The organism is Caulobacter sp. GW822-FHT01G02, from assembly GCF_058802865.1.
On the sequence record NZ_JBXAON010000003.1, the window covers coordinates 654752 to 669822 of the forward strand.

General features: G+C 69.0%; 12 protein-coding genes. 2 read left to right on the forward strand and 10 right to left on the reverse strand.

Annotated features, from left to right (window positions below; all coding sequences use genetic code 11):
- Positions 1-21: 21 nt before the first annotated feature.
- From virB11 to AC1RNC_RS12065, 10 genes are all read right to left on the reverse strand, one after another.
- Positions 22-1017, reverse strand: coding sequence for a P-type DNA transfer ATPase VirB11 (gene virB11, locus AC1RNC_RS12020; protein ID WP_492886463.1), 996 nt, complete (start codon positions 1015-1017; stop codon positions 22-24).
- Positions 1014-2114, reverse strand: a complete 1101-nt coding sequence (locus AC1RNC_RS12025) for a TraB/TrbI/VirB10 family type IV secretion system protein (protein ID WP_492886465.1) — start codon at positions 2112-2114, stop codon at positions 1014-1016. The genes virB11 and AC1RNC_RS12025 overlap by 4 nt, the downstream gene beginning before the upstream one ends.
- Positions 2111-2872, reverse strand: a complete 762-nt coding sequence (locus AC1RNC_RS12030) for a TrbG/VirB9 family P-type conjugative transfer protein (protein ID WP_492886467.1) — start codon at positions 2870-2872, stop codon at positions 2111-2113. Before AC1RNC_RS12030 ends, AC1RNC_RS12025 begins: the two co-directional genes overlap by 4 nt.
- Complete coding sequence (locus AC1RNC_RS12035) at positions 2869-4038, reverse strand: TrbL/VirB6 family protein (protein ID WP_492886469.1); 1170 nt, start codon at positions 4036-4038, stop codon at positions 2869-2871. The genes AC1RNC_RS12030 and AC1RNC_RS12035 overlap by 4 nt, the downstream gene beginning before the upstream one ends.
- On the reverse strand, positions 4038-6425 hold the full coding sequence (locus AC1RNC_RS12040) for a VirB4 family type IV secretion/conjugal transfer ATPase (RefSeq protein WP_492886471.1): 2388 nt from the start codon (positions 6423-6425) through the stop codon (positions 4038-4040). Before AC1RNC_RS12040 ends, AC1RNC_RS12035 begins: the two co-directional genes overlap by 1 nt.
- Complete coding sequence (locus AC1RNC_RS12045) at positions 6404-6691, reverse strand: VirB3 family type IV secretion system protein (protein WP_056045755.1); 288 nt, start codon at positions 6689-6691, stop codon at positions 6404-6406. Before AC1RNC_RS12045 ends, AC1RNC_RS12040 begins: the two co-directional genes overlap by 22 nt.
- A gap of 3 nt (positions 6692-6694) precedes the next feature.
- Positions 6695-7027 (reverse strand): TrbC/VirB2 family protein, encoded by a 333-nt coding sequence (locus AC1RNC_RS12050; protein ID WP_492886473.1) that lies wholly within the window; start codon positions 7025-7027, stop codon positions 6695-6697.
- Positions 7027-7647, reverse strand: coding sequence for a lytic transglycosylase domain-containing protein (locus AC1RNC_RS12055; protein WP_492886475.1), 621 nt, complete (start codon positions 7645-7647; stop codon positions 7027-7029). Before AC1RNC_RS12055 ends, AC1RNC_RS12050 begins: the two co-directional genes overlap by 1 nt.
- Positions 7648-8245: 598 nt before the next feature.
- Positions 8246-10555, reverse strand: coding sequence for a TonB-dependent receptor (locus AC1RNC_RS12060; RefSeq protein ID WP_492886477.1), 2310 nt, complete (start codon positions 10553-10555; stop codon positions 8246-8248).
- 103 nt (positions 10556-10658) lie between these two features.
- A complete protein-coding gene (locus tag AC1RNC_RS12065; protein WP_492886479.1) occupies positions 10659-13232 on the reverse strand; it encodes a TonB-dependent receptor in 2574 nt (857 codons plus the stop codon).
- Between the two features lie 236 nt (positions 13233-13468).
- Between AC1RNC_RS12065 and AC1RNC_RS12070 the strand changes: the two genes are divergently transcribed.
- Positions 13469-14044: an RNA polymerase sigma factor gene (locus AC1RNC_RS12070; protein ID WP_492886481.1), complete on the forward strand. Its 576-nt coding sequence runs from the start codon at positions 13469-13471 to the stop codon at positions 14042-14044.
- Positions 13998-15029, forward strand: a complete 1032-nt coding sequence (locus AC1RNC_RS12075) for a FecR family protein (RefSeq protein ID WP_492886483.1) — start codon at positions 13998-14000, stop codon at positions 15027-15029. Before AC1RNC_RS12070 ends, AC1RNC_RS12075 begins: the two co-directional genes overlap by 47 nt.
- Positions 15030-15071 lie beyond the last annotated feature (42 nt).

The window sequence follows — 15071 nt, forward strand, 5'->3', positions numbered from 1 at the left end:
GGTTGAAGGGAGGAGCGGGGTTTAGGGGTCCTGGAAGACGACCTCGCGGACCGCTCGGACGCCGTTCTGGCGGTGAAGTTGGATGAAGATGTCGACGACGCGCCGGACGTGATCGACCACGTCGGCGCGGCGAAGATTGGCCCCGGCCTGCAGCGCCATCAGCGCCAGCTGATCGACCGCCCCCGCCGGATCGTCGGCATGGACGGTGGTCATCGAACCCGGATGGCCGCTGGACACCGCGCGCAGGAACGAGAAGGCCTCGGCGCCGCGCAGCTCGCCCAGGATGATCCGGTCCGGCCGCAGGCGCAGCGAGGCCTGCAGCAGATCCTCGGTCGTGACCCGCGCCTCGCCCTGCTCGCCGCGCACGGCCACCAGGCCGACGGCGTTGGGGTGGACGAGGCGGATCTCCGGCGCGTCCTCGATCAGCACCAGGCGCTGGTCGAGCGGGACCTCCTTGAGAAGGGCGTTGAGAAAGGTGGTCTTGCCGGTGGAGGTGCCGCCGCTGATGACGATGTTCTTGCCGGCGCGCACGGCTCCGGCCAGGAAGTTGCGGATGTCTCCAGCGTCCAGGAAAGCTCTCAGGATGGCGTCCGCATTGGCCTTCGGGGCCAGGACCTGATCGAAGGCGCCGGACGCGGCGTAGTCGGTCAGGGACAGATCGCTGACCACGTGCTTGCGGATCGCCAGGGCCAGGCCCTCGCGCGTCGCCGGCGGGGCCACGACCTGCACCCGCGCGCCGTCGGGCAGCACCGCCGAGAGCAGCGGATGCTCGCGGCTGACGCCCTGACTGGACAGGCTGGCGACCTGGCGGGCCAGCCGCCAGAGGTTGGTCTCGTCCAGGGCCGGGACCTCGACACGTTCAGCGGCTCCGCCGAGGCGCTCGACCCACAGCTCGCCGGGGCGATTGACGTAGAGGTCCGTCACCGCCGGCTCGGCCAGCCACGGCGCGAGCGGAGCGAGATAGGCCTCCAGATAGACGCCCATTCCTGAAGAGGGGAGCTTCGCGGGCGCGGTCATTTGCGCACGCCGGAGAAGTCGAGGTCGCGGGCCACGAAGATCGTCACCGGCGCGCCCTGCCGCGTCTGGATGGTCGGGGCGACCTGGTCGCTCTTCATCACCGCGCCGGCCAGGTTGGCCGCCTCTGACGCCGAGCCGATATAGATCTGCGAGGTGGAGCGGGCGTTGCCGATCGCGGCGACGCCGGCGTTCAGCACCGACATCAGGATCGAGCCGCCGAAGCGGCTGAAGAAGTGGCGGTCGACCCTGCCCTCCAGCCCGCCGCGCCCCAGCGGGTCGGCGGCGGGCGAGGCGATCTGGATCGAGACGCCGTCCGGCCGGATCACCCGGGTCCAGACCACGAAGACGCGCGAGGCGCCCATGGCCACGCCAGACTTGTATTGGCCGATCACCCGGCTGCCGCGCGGGATCAGCACGGTCGAGCCGTCGAAGCTCTTGATGTCGCGGGTGACCATGGCGCGGGCCAGGCCCGGCAGGTCGGAATTGATCGCCGTCTCCATCACCGCCGGGATCACCGCGCCCTGCGGGATGACGGCGTCGAGATTGCGCATGGCCGTGGCCCTGGCCGGCTCGGCGTCGCTGGCCCCGACGCGGTCGGCGAACTTTTCGTCCGCGTTCAGACCGGTGTCGGCGGCCTTGCCAGCCATCGGCCCAGCCTGGTTGGCCGGCATGCTGGCCTTGATCAGAGCCGGGGCGCCGCTGAAGTCGACCACCAGGGTCGGGGCGCGGCGGCGCTGGTCGAGATCGGCCGGCGGGGTCGGCGGCGGCGGCTCGGCGTTCATCACGGCGACCTGGGCCGGGGTCGGCGGCAGGCTGTTGTTCTCGGTGAACTGCGGACCGGGGATGACCGTCGGCGGTGCGGCGGGCGCGGCCTGGGTCGTGGCGGCGATGACCTCGGCCTTGCGCGGCGGACGTGGCTGCGCGTCGGCGCGATGACCGGCCATCCACAGGAAGACCCCGACGCCGACCAGACCAAAGCCGGCCATGATCACCGGCGTCGGCAGGCCGGCATGAGCGCGGGCCACGACCGGACGCGCCTGGGCGTCGGCGGCGGCGAGATCCTGCTGGACCTGGGCGGACTGGCGGGGATCGCTCATCGAACGCCCCCTTGGCTGAAGGCGGCGTTGGTGACGATCAGGCTGGACTTGCCCGAGCGCAGGACGAAACGCGGGGCCAGTTGGTCGACCACCAGGTAGCCGTCGCGGACCACCGCATTGGCCAGCCCCTCGACGCCGTCGACGCCGACCACGAACACCGCCGGCAGGTCGGCCCGGGCCGGCCAGCCGAAATAGGTCGCCACGCCGTCGTCGAAGACGCGGGTCGGCTGGATCACGGCGTCGCCCTTCACGGCATAGGCGCTATTGCGGACGACCGGCGCGGCCGGCAGCGCCGGCGTCGGCCTGATGACGGTGACCGGCGCGGGCGCCGGGACCAGGAGCCGAACCACATAGGCCAGGTCCTTCGCCGAAGCCTTGGGCCCGGCGACGACCAACTCGAACACATAGCGGCGACGGTCGGTCACCACGGTCATGTTGGTGGCGGCGGTGCGGTCCAGGGGCTTGAGGAACAGCAGGTTGGCCTTCTTGTTCGGCGTCACCTGCCAGCCCATGGCGTCGCCGATCGAGACGTTCTCGATCCGCTCGTCGGGGGCGAACTCCAGCATGGTCTGGATGCCGAAATAGCCGGTCAGGCGCACGACCTGGTCAGGGTCGTAGGCGACGGTGCGGATGCGCGGGTCGATCGCGCCGGGACGCGGCGTCTGGGTGGCCCAAGCAACACCATGAGGAGCGGAGCCGGCCAAGGCGACGCCGAGCGCGAGCGCGGCGAGGAGCGGGCGAGGATGGGCGAAAGTCACTGGTCTCTCCGGGCGGTGGAGACGGCGCGGCAGGGGGCGGGCGTGCGGCGATAGGTCTGGCCCAGCGGCGCGGCGGGACCGGCCTGGGCGGTAGAGGTCGTGACCGGGGCGCGATCCGAGACGACGGTCAGCATCCGAGGGCCGATCGGGTCGGCGGACGGGGCGGCGGTCTGGCGGCGGTCCATGGCCACGGCGGCGGCGGCGATAGCGGCCGCCCGGCTCATCGGCTCGACCTGAGCGGTGGCGTAGCGCGAGGCGCCGGGGACGGCGTTCTGGTCCGACCAGGCGGCGCCGGCCAGGCCGCGCGGCAGACGCAGACCGGCGGCGATGACGCCCAGCGCGATGAGCGCCAGCAGCATGACCAGGGCGAAGACCGTGGTCAGCACCAGCACCGTCACGGCGGGGTTGATGTCGAAGGCGGCGAACTGCTGGGCCGCCCGCGCCTCGGCCAGGGCCCGCAGCGACGGGGCCAGCATGGCCAACTCGAGCGACAGGGTCAGGGTGGCGATCAGCGGCGCCAGGGCCAGGGCGATCATCGCCTTCAGCCAGCCCTCGACCAGGCCACGCGTGGCTTCGAACAAGGCCAGGCCGACGATCAGAGGCGCGAGCGCCAGCAGAATGGCCAGTACGACCTTGCTGCCCAGCAGCACGCCCAGGGTGGACAAGATAAGCGTCATGCCGCCGGTGTTGACCGCGAAGGCGCCGAAGCCTGGTCCGCCTTGGGTGGCGGCGGCGCCGACGCTGGCGCGGCTGGCCATCAGGGTCGCCGATTGCTGCAGGCCGTCGAAGGCGTCCTGCAGGCGGGCGAACGGGGCCTGGCCCTCCAGCAGCAGACCGCCCAGCTCGGTCGGAGCCTTGGTCAGGGTGTCGTAGACCAGGATCTGGAACAGACCCCAGTTGGTGGCCAGGGCCACGATCAGACCGATCTTCAGCATCGACAGGGCGGCGTCGCCGACCCTCAAGCCCCCACGCCCCAGGATCAGGCGATAGCCGATGAACACGACATAGAGGGTCAGGAGACCCGTCAACAGCAGGCCGACCGGCGAGCCCGGCCCAGCCAGGGCCGCGAAGCCGCTTTCGGCCACGTCGTGAACCCGGCAGTCGACCGAGCCGATCAGGCCCGGGACCATCGGGGCGTCGACGGGCAATTGCGCGCAGGACGCCATCACGCGGCCTTCACCAGTTGGGCCATCCAGGCCTGTGGATCATCGCCCAGCTGTTCGCGCAGGGCGTCCAGCTTGCGCACACTGGTCTCGCGACCCGACAGCACGGTCAGAAGCTCGGGCGCGCCGGCCAGGTTCAGGCGGGCGACGACGCTGTCGGTGCCGTGCTTGATCAGGAAGCAGCGCGAGGTGTCCGGCAGGGTCTTGACCAGCTCGAACTCGTACTGGGTCAGGCCGAAGCCTTCGCAGTAGTCCTTGGCCTGGGCCTTGGGGTTGGCCATGAAGATCTGGGTCGCGGCCTGCTCGATGATGGCGCTGGCGATGCGGCTTTCCAGCGCGTCCTGGGCGCTCTGGGTGGCGAAGCCGACCACGCCGTTGCGCTTGCGCAGGGTCTTTTCCCAGTCGCGGATGCGGGCCACGAACACGTCGTCGTCCAGGGCCTTCCAACCCTCGTCGATGACGATCAGGGTCGGGTGGCCGTCCAGGCGCTGCTCCACGCGGTGAAACAGATACATCATGGCGGGGGTTCGCAAGGACGGGTCGTCCAGCAGCTGGGTCATGTCGAAGCCCAGGGTGGCGGCGTCCAGATCCAGGCCGTCGGTCTCGTTGTCGAACAGCCAGGCGTGCTCGCCGGTCCCGTGCCAAGGAGCCAAACGAGCAGCCAGATCAGCGGCGTCGGGACGGCGCGCGCCGCGGAACAGCTCGGCGAAGTAGCGCAGGCGGCGCAGGCTCGGGGCCTGGTCGAAGCTGGCGTCGACGGCGTCCTTGATCCGCGCGATGTCGTCGACCGACAGGACCTCGCCCGGCGCGGCGACCAGCTTGGCGACCCACTCGGTCAGGAAGCGGCGAGCGCCCGCCCCGTCCGGCAGGGCCAGCGGGTTGAAGCCCGTCGGCTGGCCCGGACGCAGGGTCTCGTAGCGGCCGCCGATGGCGCGCAGGAAGATCTCCGCGCCCCGGTCCTTGTCGAAGAAGACGATGCGCGGGCTGTACTTGCGAGCCTGGGCCAGCAGGAAGTTCAGCACCACGGTCTTGCCCGAGCCCGACGGGCCGATGACCGTGAAGTTGCCGAGGTCGCCCTTGTGGAAGTTGAAGTGATACGGGCCGGCCGAAGTCGTCTCCAGCAAGGTCACGGCCAGACCCCAGTGGTTGGCGTCGGCCTGGCCGACCGGGAAGTTGTGGCCGCTGGCGAAGCCGGCGAAATTGGCGGTCGAGATCAGCGCCTTGCGGGCGATGTCCTTGAAGTTGCCTGGGAACTGGGCCCAGAAGGCCGGCTCCAGATTGATGTCCTCGCGCACGGCGATGGCGCCCATCTCGGTGAAGGCCGACATCACCTCGGCGGCCGAGCGGTCCAGGCCGTCCAGACTCTCACCGCGCACCAGCACGGTCAGGTGATGCTCGCCGAAGGCTGCGCGGCCAGAGACGACGTCGTCCTTGGCCCGGGTCAGGTCGGCGCGCAGGGATAGGCCGTCATCGTCAGCGGCTTTCATCCGGCGCAGGGCCAGGTTCATCCGCTCCAGGGTCGGTTGGCGGTCCACGAAGCCAAAGCTCTGGGTGATGACCATCTCGCACGGCAGGCGCAGCAGATCGTCCAGCATCCCCGGCGTGGTCTGGGCCGGATAGTCCTTGATCGAGACCATGGCCCCGAAGCCACGCGCCAGAGCGCCGGCGCGCGACAGCTCCAGCGTTTCCAAGCCGAAGCTGACGCGGCGGTACGGCAGGTACTCGCCAGCGTCGCCTTGCGGTGCCAGAACCGGGCGCATCTCGCCGTTGTAGAGGCAGGACAGGAATTCAAGCGGCTCGGAGCAGCGGCCCGTGGCCCCGTCATAAACGCCCAGCACGCGAGCGCCATAAGGCATCAGCGCCGAGATCAGGCTGTCGCGGGCGCTGTCCAGCTCGCGGCGGTCGGCGGCCTGGAGGGCGGCGGCCTCGGCCTTGCCGGTCCCCTTCAGGGCGCGCAGGACGCCGTCGATCACGCCGCCATGGCCCTGCAACGGACGACGGACGATCGTCAGGAACAGGTCGTTGACATAGAGCTTCCGCGCGGCCAGGCGCTCGCTCCAGGCAGCGTCGAGCTCGGCGCTGAAAGCGTCCGGGAACGCCCCCTGCGTGCTGGCGTCGACCTGGCGGCGGACCACGTGGTGGTAGATGGCGAACCGCGAGCTGGAGAGGCCGCGCAGCATCACGTCGCGCACCGCCTTGCGGTAGTTCAGCGTCTCACTGTCGGCCGTCTCGAACGGCAGGCCGGCCAGATGGATCACCTGCATCAGCAGGCCGTCGCGCGTCTCCAGCGTGACGTCGTCGAGGTGGCGGGCGTACGGCAGACGCTTGCCAGCCGTCGTCTCTTTGCTCGCCTTGATCGATTGGGGGTTCAAGCGCTGTAGCTGTTGCATCGCCAGGCTCGGAAATTGGGGACGCGGGGACAGCGGCTGACCTTGGTCAGCCAGAGATCGAAGATGCGCGGTTCACGCAGGCACGCCGCGTAGCCGATCGCGTGGATCACCAGGGCGGCGGCGATGGCCCAGAACGACTTGGTGATCAGGAAGAGTTCGGCGGTCACCACGCCGTTGATCACGAAGTAGCTGTAGGTCACGCCCGCGAACATCTGCGGGCGCGTCAGGGCGCCGAACACCACGTCGCGATCCAGCGGGGCGGCCATGGCTTAGGCCGCGCCCGAGGCGGCGCGGATGCCGCTGACGATCGTGGTGGCGCCGAACAGGATGAAACAGCCCAGGATGACCGTCGCGCCGTAACGCCAGTTGAGGCGGCCAGTCAGCATCATGAAGCCGACGGCGGCCACGGCCATCACCGCCACGGCGGTGGCGACATTGCCCATCAGGGACCCTTGCAGCCACATGACGCCGGCCAGCAGGGCGCTGGAGCCTTGCGGGTCGGACGGGGCGGCCTGGGCGTGAGCCTGGCTGGCGGCGGCCGTGAGAGCGGTCGCCAGGGCGGCGGCTTTCGGCTGGAAGAACTTACGCATCACTTCACGCATCACTGGGAGGCTCCGAGGACTGGAACGGCGAGAATGGCCCCGGTCGCGGCCATGCGGCCGAGGATCGAGGTCACATAGGCTTGGGTTTCGGCGTAGGGCGGCACCCCGCCATGCTTGCGGACCGCGGCGGGACCGGCGTTGTAGGCGGCGAGCGCCAGGCGGACGTCGCCGCCGAACGCCGACATCATGCGGCGCAGATAGAGCGCGCCGCCGCGAATGTTCTGAACCGGGTCGTGCGGGTCGACGCCCAGGTCGCGGGCGGTGCCCGGCATCAGCTGCATGACCCCGATCGCGCCCTTGGCCGACAAGGCTCCGGCATGGAAGCGGCTTTCGCGCCAGGCCACCGCCTCGACCAGCTTCGGATCGAGGGCGTAGGCGCTCGCGGCGGTCGAGATCTGCTGACGAACGGCGTCCGCGCCGATCGAAAGATCCGCCAGGGGCGCGTCCTGGATCAGCGCCTTGACGCCGTCGTCGGTGAATACGGCCGGCCCTTCGAAGCGCGTCACCGCGCCGTCGGCGCCGATCTCAAGGACCTGAGCCTTGGCGGGCTGAGCGATCAGGCCGCTGATGAACATCGCCACGGCCAAGAACGCGGCCTGACGGGCAAAAACGAAGCTCAAGCACGCCCCCTAACTCGACGAGTACAAATCAGTTTGGCTAACCAATATGTATCCGGAGCGCTCAATCGGGGTAATGCGGCAGGTTATCGCATTAGGGTTTTGGTTTATGCGTCAAAAATACTGTTCAGAAGGGACTTCTCATACTGAAGCTTGTCGAAATGTCGACTTGTGAACTTATATTATCTTGTTAACCATCTCTTAACTCCTGGAGGCGCGCGACGCTCTTCTTCCAGCGAAGCCGATTGCAAGAGAAGAAAATCCGCCAAACTTGGCCGAACGCCATCGAACAAGATTGCCTGTGGATAGAATCACTCGGCAGCCTACGGTTCAGTTTAGTTGGGGGCGTTCCATGTCGGCGTTGAACAAAACCAGGAACTGGCTGTCGCGTAACTTCGCGGGCAGCCTGCTTAGCGGATGGCTGATGATCGCGATCATCGGCGGGTATAACGTTTTCCACTGAGCTCGCCGAACTCGCGCCGGCCAGGGGCGCCGGCGAGCTGGCTATCCGCGGCGTCGGCGCGGCGCTCGCCAACGCGATCCGCAACGCGCCGGGCGTGCGAGGCGACGGGCGGGCGCGAAGCCCACCCGTCGCTGTGCTCTAGAAGCGCTTCCGGACCTGGAAGCCCGCCGTGCGCGGATTGATGCTCACCACCTGCTGCTTGTTGTTCACAGCCGAGGTCACGCTCATCAGCCCGACTTCGTCGGTGACGTTGTTGACGAAGAGGTACGCGCCCCAGTCGGCGCCTTCCACGCCCGCGCGGAGGTTGGCGTAGCCGTAGTCGCCCTGCTTCTCGTAGTAGACGTAGGTCGGACGGAACTGCGAGGCGGACTCGCCGACATAGGCGTAGTCGGCGCGAACCAGACCGTTCAGGTCGCCGTTCAGCGGCCAGGTGTATTCGACCGCGGCCGAACCGCTGTACTTGGCCACGTTCGGGAACTCGTCGCCGCGCAGGCCGGTCGAGCCGGTGATCAGGATGGTCGAGTTGGCCTGGTCTTCCGTCAGCTTGGCGTCGACGATGGCGGCGGTGCCGCTGATCGTCAGGCCGGAGATCGGACGGGCCGTGGCTTCGATTTCAAAGCCCTTGATCTTGGCCTTGCCGGCGTTGGTCAGATAGCTGAAGGCGCCGTTCGCGCTGGTCGCCGAGATCTGCATGTTCGACCAGTCGATCTGGTAGACGGCCGCGTTCAGCGTCAGGCGACGGTCGAACCACTGGCTCTTGATGCCGCCTTCGTAGTTCCACAGGCTGTCAGGCTGATAGGCCAGAAGCGCGCTGGCCAGGCCCGGCACGTTGTTGGCGCCGCCAGGACGGAAGCCCTTGGCCGCCACCGCGTAGAGCATGACGTCGGACGTGACCTGGTAGGACGCGTTCAGCTTGCTGACCCAGCCATCCGCGCTGGCGTCGACCTGGGCGGCCGGCCCGACGTAGGATTGAGTGATGAAGTTGCTGATCAGGACCTGGCCGGAGACGGTCTTGTCGTACTTGAAGCGGCGCAGGCCGCCGGTCAGGGTCAGCTTGTCGATCGGCTTGTAGGACACTTCACCGAAGAAGGCGGTCTGCTTGGTGTCGGTGCCGACGTGGCGCCAGGCGGTCAGGTCGTTGGGATTGATGACGCCCGTGGTCGCGTCGCCCTTGGCCACCTTGCTCTCGATATAGTCCTCGCGCTTTTCGAGATAGACGCCGGCGGTCCAGTCGACCTTGTCGTCGAACAGCGAGCCCGTCATGCGCAGCTCGTGGTTCCACGAGGTCAGGCCCATCGGCTGATAGAGCGCGCCCGGGGTACGGCTGTCGGCATAGGCGGTGAAGGCCGTCAGCTGCGTCGCCGTACAGGCCGGGTTGGTCGAGCCCGTCGCGGCCGGACCGCCGGCGACCCAGTTACGGCACGCGGTGGCGTTGGCGCGGCTGCCCGACAGAGTGGGGCTGTAGTCGGAATTCCGCAGCAGCGTCCACTTGTAGTACGACGAGGTCGCCGTGACCGTGGCGAAGCTCAGGTCCCACTTGCCCGTGACGTTGTACATGCGCAGGTTGTCGCTGGTCGGGGCGATGACGCGGGCGTTGGTCTTGTACTCTTCCTTGCCCAGCGCCGGGTACCAGGTGTTCTGACCGTCCAGGGTGGTCTTCTGGTACAGGCCCGAGGCGTTGATCGTCAGGTTTTCGGTGGGCGTGAAGCCCAGCATCAGGCGACCGCCGCTGGAGTGCTGGTCGTTGATGTCCTTCTTGTTCAGCAGGACGTCGTCGACATAGCCGCCGCCTTCGGTCTTGTAGAGCACCAGGCGCGCGGCCAGCTTGTCCTCGATCAGCGGCACGTTGACCATGCCCTTGACCGAATAGCCGTTGCTGCCGCCCTTGGTGCTGGTCCCCTGGGCCTCGATAGCGCCGGCATAGCGGCTGGTGTCGGGCTTGTTGAGAATCACGCGCAGGGTGCCGCCCATCGAGCCCGAACCGTACAGCGTGCCTTGCGGACCGCGCAGAACCTCGACGCGCTCGGCGTCGAACAGGTTGACGTCGGCGCTGGTCGAGCTGGCGTCCGCGGTCGTGCCGGCCGGGCCCGTCAGCGGGGTTTCGTCGTAATAGAGGCCGACGGTGGCTTCACCGGCGCTGCGCACGCCGCGCAGGGTCAGGCGGCGGCTGGTCGGCGAGTTGCCGTCGACCTGCAGGTTCGGAACCGTGCGGAAGTAGTCCTGGATGCCCTGCGCGCCCAGCGCCTGCAGCGACTTCTCGGTGACCGCGCTGACGCTGATCGGGGTGGTCTGGACGGTGGTGGAGCGCTTCAGCGCGGTGACGATCACTTCCTCGATCGTGCCGGCGTCCTTGGGTTCGCTCGACTGGGCGAACGCCTGGCCGGCCACCAGGCTCGTCAGGGCGCTGGCGCCCAGGGCCAGGGCGCGAAGGCCTCGAAACTGTATCATTATTGATCCCCTGTTGTCGGCGCGCTCGGCGGCGGCCTGTAGGATCAGACGCAAGGGCGAGAGGCTCCCTCACCTTGGCGCGCCGGAAAAAGGACAGTCCGGCTCAGAAGCGACGCTCGACGCTCACGCGCAGCATGCGCGGCGCCACGCCGAAATACTCGATCGGGCCCGAGGTGTTGCGCGTCGCGGTAGCGCGACCGGCCCGGTCCAGCAGGTTGTCGACCGTCAGGTCCAGGGTCCAGGCGCGTCCCTCCAGGCCGAAACTGGCGCCGAAGACGGCGTAACCGCCCATCTTCAGATAGTCGCTATTGCCCGCGTTGAAGGCTGAGCGCGCGAGCCCGGCATAGGAGCCGTCGAGGCGAAGCCGGCCGACAAGGTCGCCGGGCAGGGTCCAGCGGCGCTCCATCGACGCCGAGGCCGTCATCCGGGGCACGACCGGCAGGCGGTCCCCCTCCAGCCCCAGGCCGATCGCGGTGTTGGTCAGCTGGTCGGCGGTCAGGCGCGCGTCGGTCACGGTCAGGGCGCCGGCCAGGGTCCAGCCCATCACGCGCTCGGCGGCGGCCTCGACCTCCAGCCCCTGGATGCGCGCCGCGCCGATATTGGTCACGTAGTTGAAGGCGCGGTTCTGGGTCTGGGCGGCGTACTGCATGTCCCGCCAGTCGATTCGATACAGCGCCACATTGCCGGTGAAGCGCCGGTCGGCGCTCTGCGTCTTCAGGCCCAGCTCGTAGTTGTTCAGGCGGTCCGAGCGATAGACCGCCAGGGTCTCGGGCAGTCCAGGCACCACATTGACGCCACCGGGGCGGAAGCCCTGCGAGACCTGGGCGTAGCCGAACAGCCCCGGTCCGAACTGGCGGCTGGCCAGGGCCTTCAGGCTCCAGCCCTGCTCCTGGGTCCGCGCGTCGATCTCATAGTCGGCCCAGGTGCCGGAAACGACATTGGCGACCTGCACCGCCCCTCGGTCGCGCTTGAGGTAGTCGAACCGCCGCGCGCCCAGGGTCAGCTGGGTCTGGCGCGCGATGGCGTAGGACATCTCGCCGAAGACCGCGCTTTGGGCGAGATGGTTCTCGATGTCGCGGCGGCCGATCAGCACCGGCGGCTCGGCCAGGGCGCCGGTATCGGGATCCACGTGCCGGACCTGGCTGTCGATGGAGTCGCCGCGCACCTCGCGATAGGCGCCCAGCGTCCAGGTCAGCGGCCCCTCGCCGACCGACGAGGCCCGGATTTCGTGGATCCGGGCGGTCAGCTCCGCCGGCTGGTTCAGGATCGCCGGATAGACGCTGTCGACATAGGCCGAATAGCTGGCCATCTGCGTGGCGTCGCAAGCCTGGGCCAGGGTGAACATCCGCGCGCAGCCGGCCGCGTTGGTCCGCTCGCCCAGCAGCACGCCGCTGTAGTCGGAGCGGCGCGTCAGTCGCCAGCGGTACCAGGACGACACCGCCGTGAGATCCACCGCGTCGCCGCGCCATTTCACGGTCGCGGCCGCCAGGTCGATGTCGCCGTCGAAGGGCGCACGGGCGGCATGGACGGTCCGCCAGGGGCCGGCCGTGTCGTTCCAGGCCGAGATGTCGTCTCGGCGGCTGGCCTGGTGCGTGGCCGACACCAGGGCCGACAACCGCGATCCCGGCGCCCACAACGCCGCCAGCCGCGCACCCCGCACGCGAGAAGCGTCGACGTCCTTCAGGCCCAGCCGGACGTTGTCGATCACGCCGGGCTGGCGCTGGTCGTAGGCCGTAAGACGCAGGGCCAGGGTCTCGGGGATCGCGACGAGGTTCAATGCCGCGTTCGCCCCGCCGCCTTGCCCGCCGTGGGCGGCGGAGGACAGCGAACCGCCGACCGAAGCGGAGTCCGCCGAGAGGTCCGGACGCCTGAACAGGATCCGCAGCGCCCCGCCCATCGCGCCCGAGCCGTAGAGCGTGCCCTGCGGTCCCCGCAGAAGTTCGACGCGGTCGACATCGACCAGGGCCAGCTCCGGCGCCATCACCCCGGGATCCGCCGTGGTGCCGACCGGCCCGGTCATCGGCGTCTCGTCGTAATAGAGGCCCGTCGTCGCCTCGCCGGCCCCGTAGACGCCGCGCAGCACCAGGCGCCGGCCAAAAGCGGTGGAGATCAGTTTCAGTCCCGGCAGCAACGGCGCGGCCTTCTCCAGGTCGACTATGCCCGCTCGCGACAACTGCTCGCCGGAGATCACGGTCATGCTGATCGGCGTCTGCCGCGCTAGACTGGAGCGCTTCAGGGCGGTGACGACGACCGAATCGATCGCCACGGGTGGCGGCGGTGGCGGCGCAGCCGGCGGCGCGTTCGTCGTGGAGGTTCTGGCGGGTCGGGCGGCCGGCACGACCAGGAAGCTGCGCCCCTCGAGCTGGACGCTCAGCCCCGACCCCACCAGCAGTCGATGCAGCGCCGCCTCGGCCGTGAACACCCCGCTCAGGCTCTCGCTGCGCTTGCCCTGGGTCAGGGCGGGCGAGAACAGGATCTCGCGGTCGCTCCTCAGCGCCAGCTGATTCAGCGCCTGGCTCAAGGGCTGCGCGGGGATGTCGAAGCGGAGGGCGGCGTCCGGGCGCCGCGGCGCGGCGACCGCCGCCGCGGTCGGCGCGGTTGTCAGGGCCGTAGCGCACAGCAGGGCCAAGACCGCGCCACGCCTCGCGCACGCTTCCGAGCCTCTGACCCTGGGCAACAACGAATTCCGACCTCCCCTGGCGGCCTGGAATCTCACGCCGTCGAGGGCGCGCACCATGCCTTGCTTTGCCGGCCCGCCGTACTTCGCGGCGCATCCTGACGGCGTAAGATCGCGTATTGCATAGCCAATAGGCAACCAGTCAAAGGTTGCGTCCTCGCGGCCTCATGCGGGGAACCTCTCTTGACACAGGCGAGAGCGCGATTTCACCTGACTGTCATGTCGGGGCGAAAACAATGATCTGGGGCCGCGAGCCGTCCAAGGCTCCCGAGCGGGTCCGCGACCTGTCGGATAGCGGCGCGCGCTTCACGCCGGCGCTCCGCGCCTTCTTCTCCCGTCGCGCGAACGCCAACGACGTCGAGGACCTGGTGCAGGAGGTTCTTCTCCGGATCCAGAAACGCCAGCCGGGCGCCGTGGTGACCAATGTCGAGGGCTATCTCTTCGAGGTCGCCGCCAATGTCCTGATCGATCGCGGACGTCGCGATCGCACACGCCGACGGTCCGATCACTGCGAACTGCAAGAAATTCATCATCCCGTTGATGAAGTCTCGCCCGAGCGCGTCTTACAGGGACGTGAGCAGATGGCGCGCGCCATGGCGGCCCTCAACGAGCTGCCGGAACGCACGCGACGGGTTTTCATTCTCGTGCGCTTCGAGGAGATGAGCTACAAGCTCGTCGCCCAGCGCCTGGGGGTCTCCGTCAGCGCTGTCGAGAAACATGTGATGAAGGCGCTGCGTCACCTGCACGAGCGTCTGCGAGACCAGGATGACGTCGACCACGTCGGGCAAAGAGATACACGACGACCCGGATAGCGCGGCCGCCCTCTGGTTCGCGCGACTGCAAGGCGATGACGTGCCGCCGCGCGACCGGCGGGAATTCGAGCGCTGGCTGAAGGCCGACGCCCGCAACGCCGCCGCGTGGGAAGATCTCAACCGGACCTGGAACGGCGTCGCCGCTCTTGAGAGCGATCCCGCGTTCGCGGCCCTGCGCGCCGATGCGCTGAACGCCGGCGACAAGCGTCCGCATCTGGATCGCCGCGCCCTGGGCCTGGCGGCCGCCGGCCTGGTCGCCGCTGTCGGCGGCGGCATCTTCGGCAAGCGCTGGCTGAGCGGAGAGACCGCAGGCGTCCCGCCGGCCGACGAACCGGTGTTCAGCACGGCGGTGGGCGAGCGCTCGACCTTCCGTCTCGCCGACAGCTCGGTGGTGACGCTCAGCACCGACTCCGCCGTGCGGGTGAACCATTGGGCCGAGGAGCGCCGGCTGACGCTGCTGCGCGGCCAGGCCTTCTTCCAGGTCGCCAAGGATCCCTCGCGCCCCTTCGTGGTCGCGGCCGGCGACAAGCGCGTGACGGCCGTCGGCACGGCCTTCGACGTGCGCATGGAGCCGGGCAAGCTGTCGGTGACCCTGGTCGAGGGCCGGGTGCGCATCGCCGCCGACGCGCCCGCCAATGGACATGGGGGCGAACGCCGCGTCGAGATGTCGGCCGGCTCGCGCTTCGTGGCCGCCGATCCCGCCGACTGGCTGATCTCCGCGGTCGACACCGCCAAGGAATCCGCCTGGCTGAAGGGGCGGCTGGTGTTCGACGGCGAGCCGCTGTCGGCCGTCGTCGCCGAAATGAATCGCTTCTCCGAGCGCAAGCTGGCGCTGGCCGATCCGGCCCTGGGCGCCACCCCGGTCAGCGGCGTCTTCAAGACCGGCCAGATCGACGCGTTCGTGGCCGCGCTCAAGACCTACGGCCTGGCCGACGTCGGCCGCGCCGACGATGAGCGGGTCGAACTGGTGCGTCCCCGCGCCTGACGCGCGGCGCGACAAATTTTTCACGCTCCAGGTGAGGGGCGC

What these genes read in the sequence shown, in the direction of transcription:
- AC1RNC_RS12070 (WP_492886481.1), top strand. Translation starts at nt 13,469, where the DNA reads ATGATCTGGGGCCGCGAGCCGTCCAAGGCTCCCGAGCGGGTCCGCGAC.
- AC1RNC_RS12045 (WP_056045755.1), bottom strand. Translation starts at nt 6,691, where the DNA reads ATGGCCGCCCCGCTGGATCGCGACGTGGTGTTCGGCGCCCTGACGCGC.
- AC1RNC_RS12035 (WP_492886469.1), bottom strand. Translation starts at nt 4,038, where the DNA reads ATGGCGTCCTGCGCGCAATTGCCCGTCGACGCCCCGATGGTCCCGGGC.
- AC1RNC_RS12075 (WP_492886483.1), top strand. Translation starts at nt 13,998, where the DNA reads ATGACGTCGACCACGTCGGGCAAAGAGATACACGACGACCCGGATAGC.
- AC1RNC_RS12050 (WP_492886473.1), bottom strand. Translation starts at nt 7,027, where the DNA reads ATGCGTGAAGTGATGCGTAAGTTCTTCCAGCCGAAAGCCGCCGCCCTG.
- virB11 (WP_492886463.1), bottom strand. Translation starts at nt 1,017, where the DNA reads ATGACCGCGCCCGCGAAGCTCCCCTCTTCAGGAATGGGCGTCTATCTG.
- AC1RNC_RS12060 (WP_492886477.1), bottom strand. Translation starts at nt 10,555, where the DNA reads ATGATACAGTTTCGAGGCCTTCGCGCCCTGGCCCTGGGCGCCAGCGCC.
- AC1RNC_RS12040 (WP_492886471.1), bottom strand. Translation starts at nt 6,425, where the DNA reads ATGCAACAGCTACAGCGCTTGAACCCCCAATCGATCAAGGCGAGCAAA.
- AC1RNC_RS12025 (WP_492886465.1), bottom strand. Translation starts at nt 2,114, where the DNA reads ATGAGCGATCCCCGCCAGTCCGCCCAGGTCCAGCAGGATCTCGCCGCC.